Annotated in this window: 6 protein-coding genes and 1 pseudogene; all 7 read right to left on the bottom strand. The window is 72.9% G+C overall.

Annotated elements, in window-relative coordinates; translation table 11 throughout:
* On the bottom strand, positions 1–1,590 hold a 1,590-nt coding region (gene ptsP / locus VFZ20_RS31420; protein ID WP_329687931.1), incomplete at its 3' end, for a phosphoenolpyruvate--protein phosphotransferase.
* Between the two features lie 5 nt (positions 1,591–1,595).
* Positions 1,596–1,883, bottom strand: coding sequence for an HPr family phosphocarrier protein (locus tag VFZ20_RS31415; RefSeq protein WP_329687930.1), 288 nt, complete (start codon positions 1,881–1,883; stop codon positions 1,596–1,598).
* Positions 1,883–2,662 (bottom strand): PTS system mannose/fructose/sorbose family transporter subunit IID, encoded by a 780-nt coding sequence (locus VFZ20_RS31410; RefSeq protein WP_329687929.1) that lies wholly within the window; start codon positions 2,660–2,662, stop codon positions 1,883–1,885. The genes VFZ20_RS31415 and VFZ20_RS31410 overlap by 1 nt, the downstream gene beginning before the upstream one ends.
* Complete coding sequence (locus VFZ20_RS31405; protein ID WP_329687928.1) at positions 2,659–3,327, bottom strand: PTS sugar transporter subunit IIC; 669 nt, start codon at positions 3,325–3,327, stop codon at positions 2,659–2,661. Before VFZ20_RS31405 ends, VFZ20_RS31410 begins: the two co-directional genes overlap by 4 nt.
* Positions 3,324–3,803 carry a PTS sugar transporter subunit IIB gene (locus VFZ20_RS31400; protein ID WP_329687927.1) on the bottom strand — a complete coding sequence of 160 codons (480 nt, stop codon included), beginning with the start codon at positions 3,801–3,803 and terminating at the stop codon, positions 3,324–3,326. Before VFZ20_RS31400 ends, VFZ20_RS31405 begins: the two co-directional genes overlap by 4 nt.
* Entirely contained in the window at positions 3,787–4,206 is a 420-nt protein-coding gene (locus VFZ20_RS31395) for a hypothetical protein (RefSeq protein WP_329687926.1), read from the bottom strand. The genes VFZ20_RS31400 and VFZ20_RS31395 overlap by 17 nt, the downstream gene beginning before the upstream one ends.
* A pseudogene (locus VFZ20_RS31390) lies at positions 4,199–4,670 on the bottom strand (HPr kinase/phosphorylase); the annotation flags it as partial. The pseudogene VFZ20_RS31390 and the gene VFZ20_RS31395, both read right to left, overlap by 8 nt.

The raw sequence follows: 4,670 nt of genomic DNA, 5'->3' as shown, positions 1-4,670 counted from the left end.
GGAGAGCGAGTCCGCCCCCATGCCGATGAGGAGGAAGGCGCCCAGCGGGTTGGAGGCCAGCTCGCCGCACACGCTCACCTCGATGCCGCCCGCGTTCCCCGCGCGGACGATCAGGTCCAGCAGCCGCACGACGGCGGGGTGAAACGGGTTGTACAGCCGCGCCAGGCGCGAGTTGCCCCGGTCCACGGCCAGCGTGTACTGCACCAGGTCGTTGGTGCCGATGGAAAAGAAGTCCACGTGCCGCGCCAGCTCCCCCGCGGAGAGCGCGGCGGCGGGCGTCTCCACCATGGAGCCCAGCGTGTAGCGCAAGGGCACGTCCTCGCCCTCGTCCGCCAGCTGCGCCATGCACTCGTCGATGAGCACCCGCGTGCGCTCCACCTCCGACGCCTCGTTGACGAGGGGGAGCATGATGCGGATGTCGCCGTGCGACATGGCGCGCAGCAGGGCCCGCAGCTGCGTGCGGAAGATGTCGGGCTCGTCCAGGCACACGCGGATGGCCCGCCACCCCAGGAAGGGATTCTCCTCGCGCCCGATGTGCAGGAACGCGGGGAACTTGTCGCCGCCCAGGTCAAAGGTGCGGATGACGACGGGCTGCCCCGGGAACGCCTCGGCCACGCGGCGGTAGGCGGCGTACTGCTCTTCCTCGCCCGGCGCCGTGTTGCGGCCGATGACGAGGAACTCCGTGCGGTACAGCCCCACCCCCTGCGCGCCGTGGTTGCGCGCGTTCTCCGACTCGCCGGGAAGGTCGATGTTGGCCAGCAGCTTTACGGGGTGCCCGTCGCGGGTGACGGCGGGGAGCTCGGCCATGAGCACCAGCTCCTGCTCCCACTCGCGCACCAGGTAGTCGCGCTGGCGGTACGCCTCCTTCTCCTCGTCCGACGGCTCGATGACCACGCGGCCCTGCCGGCCGTCCAGGATCACCTCGTCGCCGTCGCGCAGCGTCTCGGAGAGGTTTCCGAGCGCGACCACGCAGGGGATGTCCAGCGAGCGGGCCAGGATGGCGCTGTGCGACGTGCGCGTCCCCAGGTCCGTGGCGATGCCCACGACGTGCCTGGGATCCAGCTGCACGGTCACGGAGGGCGTGAGCTCGCGGGCCACGAGGATGACCTTGTCGCCCTCCACGCGGGCGGCCAGGTCCGGGTCCGGCATCCCCATCAGCCGGCGCAGGACGCGGGTCTGGATGTCGGCCAGGTCCGCCAGGCGGTCCATGATCATGGGGTGCGAGCTGTGCGACAGCGCGCTTTCCCACTCCAGCACCCGCAGCTCGAAGGCGCGCTCCGCCCGCAGGTGGTTGTCGCGGATGAGCCCCATGGTGCCCTGCAGCAGGTCCGCGTCCTCCAGCATGAGCAGCTGCGGCTCGAAGATGCGGGCCTCCACCTCGCCCACGGCGGCGGCCGTGCGCTCCTGCACCACCCGGATGCGCTCCTGCGCGTACGCGCACGCCTCGCGAAAGCGCGTGATCTCCCGCTCCACCTCGGTGTCGGCGATGGTGGCGCCCTGGGGCACGCGCGGCACCTCCCAGCGCAGCACCCGCGCGGGGCCGATCACGATGCCCGGCGAGGCCGGGATGCCGTCGCGGACCAGGCTCACGGCCCCTACTCCTCGCCGAAGCGGTTGCGGACGAGCTCCGCCAGGGCCCCCACGGCGTCCCGCGCGTCGTCGCCGTCCGCGCGGATGGCCACCGTGGAGCCGCACTCGGCCGCGAGCATCATGACCCCCATGATGCTCTTGCCGCTCACTTCCACGTCGTCCTTGCGGATGAACACCTCGCTCGTGAAGCGGTTGGCCAGCTTCACGAACTCCGCCGCGGGGCGGGCGTGGAGCCCGTACTTGTTCACGATGGTGACTTCGGTCTCGTGTTGCATCCCGTCCAGTGCTGTCATCAGGAGTCGGTGGCCAGCACCACGCCGGCCACCAGCAGCGCCGTGAGCCCCAGCGCGGCCACCCACCGCACCCGCGGACCCAGCGCGATCCCCGCCACGAGCGCCGCGGCGCCCACGGCCGCGTACGCCCAACCGATCCGCACCTCGCCCCAGCCCAGGGCCAGCACGGCCGCGAAGCCGCTGAGCACGGCCCCCACGTCGGCCGCCCGCTCGCCCAGCTTCTCGAACGGCGCCTCGCGCAGGGCCCGTCCCACCTGCACCCCGTCGCGCAGCCCCACCTCCAGCCCCCACGACCGCATCCACAGGTGCAGGCCGTTGTAGCTCACGAGGAACGCGATCACGGAGATCCACCACCCCGCCCCCGCCAGCAGCAGCGCCACCATCAGCAGGGCGCAGGCGGGGCGCCACATCAGCCACACCAGCCGGTCGCCGATGCTGCCCAGCGAGCCGCGGACGGCCGCCTTGAACCGGCCGATGGTCTCCGGCGGCACCCCGTCGGCCTCCAGCCGCGCCACGGCGCCGGCGGCCACCGTGGCCAGGTACGGGTGCGCGTTGAAGAGCTCCGTGTGCCGCGCCACGGCGGCCCGCAGACGCGCCGGATCGTCCCCGTACAGGTGCCGCAGGGCCGGCGCCAGGACGAACACCAGCCCCGTGCCGATGAGCGTGGTGTAGTTCCACGATCCCTGCACGGCGAACGAGCGCAGCAGCATGGCCCGGCGCACGGACCGCGGCAGGGCCGGCCTGGCGCCGGCGGGGGCGGTCCCGGGCGGCTGGCTCACCGCAGCCACAGCAGCAGGGCCCCCGCCACCCCGCCCGCCACGAACAGCGGCAGCCGTCGGCGGCCAAAGAGCCGCAGCGAGCTGGCCAGGGCCGCCGCGGCCGAGACGGCCAGCGCCGGCCGCGTCCACTGCTCGCGGAACGGGATCCACCCCAGCGTCTCCAGCAGCGTTCCCAGGATCAGCAGCCCCAGCAGGGTCACGGCCACGCCGCGGAGAAAGTCCAGGCCAATGGCCCGCGCGTGGAGCCGCTCGAGGGTCCCCAGGTCCACCGGCCCCTCGGCGGGGACGGCGCTGCGCGCGTTCCAGCGGCGCAGCGCCTCCACGGAGCGGCCGCCCACCCAGCCCCACGCCAGCATGAAGACCACGGAGGCCAGCAGGGCCACGGGCTTGGCCGTCCCCGCCCCGGCGTACGCGCCCGCGGCGGCCACGGCGGCGGGCCCGGCCTCCGGGTAGCGCGCGGCGCCCACGGGCAGCACGGCCAGGTGGATGGCCTCCAGCAGCAGCCCCACGATGATGCCGGCGTGCGGGTTCCCCATCACCATCCCCGCCAGCCCCGCCGCGATCAGGGGGCGGCTGAGCATGAACTGCCCCAGCGAGGTGGCGTCCAGGGCCAGCACCCCGCCCAGCAGGCCCAGCAGCAGCAGGTGCAGGGGATCGGGGATCATCGTCCGGTGCCGACCAGCTCCTCGAGGGTCACGCGCTTGCTGGCCGGCAGGTCGCGCGCGCTCACCAGGGCCCCCGTGTCGGCGATGCGGCGCAGGGTCTCGCGGTCGCCGTCGTCCAGGTGCAGGTAGGGCAGCACCCGCTCGCGGCCCTCCGCGTGGTGAATGCCGCCCAGGTTCACCTCGTCGCCCCGCAGCAGCCCGCCCTCCGCCAGGCGCAGGGCCGTGCCCACGTCGCGGACCAGGACGATCACGCGATGGCCGCCGTCGCGCCACCCGGCCAGCCGGGGGCGCGCGTCGGCCACGGAGGCAAACGAGGCCTCCATCTCCGGCGGCACGCCCAGGCAGTACAGCTCCTGCTCCCAGGGGCTGGCGGCGATGTCGTCGTCCACGACGACGATGCGGTCGGCGTGCAGGGGGCCGCCCCAGCCCACGACCACCTGGCCGTGGATCAGGCGCTCGTCAACGCGAAGCAGCACGATCGGCATGCGGCGGGGTCTCCCGGCACGATCCCGTGATCGCGGCCTTGCCCTTGTTCACGAGCCGGTCCACCAGCTCGGGAAGGGGAAGCTCGCGGTGAAATACGAAGTCCAGCAGCATGGGCAGGTTCACCCCGCAGATCACGGCCGTCTCCGGCCGGTCCAGGGTAAGCCGCCGCGCCGCGAACGCGCAGCTGCCGGACGGCATGTCGGTGAACACCACGGCGGGGCTGCCCCCCAGGGCGTCCCGCACGGCGTTCTGCAGGGCCTCGGGGCCGCACCCCTCGTTGCTCACGGCGCGCAGCACGTCGGCGTCGGCGCCGGCGATCTGGCGGACGGACTGCACCAGCCCCTCGGCCAGCGAGGCGTGGCTCACCACCAGCCCACGGACGGGCTCACTCATAATCCTCCTCCAGGTACTCCTGCGTGCCGCCGGACATCCGGCTCTGGAGCCGCTGGTTGAACAGGCGGGCGCTGTCCACGCCCGAATACTTCAGCAGGTGGTTCATGGCCACCACCTCGCACACCACCGTGATGTTCTTACCCGGCACCAGCGGAACGGTTACCAGCGGCACGGGCACGCCCAGGATGTCCATCGACTTCGTGTCCAGCCCCGTGCGGTCGTAGACGGCGTCCTGGTCCCAGATCTCCAGCTGCACCACCACCTCCACGCGCTTTTGCTGGCGGATGGCGCGGATGCCGAACATGGTGCGGATGTCGATGATCCCCACCCCGCGGATCTCCATGTGGTGCCGCTGCAGCTCGTGCCCCTTGCCGATGAGCACCTCGTTGCCCCGCCGCGTGATCATCACCAGGTCGTCCGCCACCAGGCGATGCCCGCGCTCCACCAGGTCCAGCACCGTCTCG

Origin of the sequence: Longimicrobium sp. (assembly GCF_036280135.1) — a bacterium.
Classification (GTDB): domain Bacteria; phylum Gemmatimonadota; class Gemmatimonadetes; order Longimicrobiales; family Longimicrobiaceae; genus Longimicrobium.
Note: the sequence above shows the minus strand (reverse complement) of the source record. Positions and strands in the feature narration are given on the sequence as shown.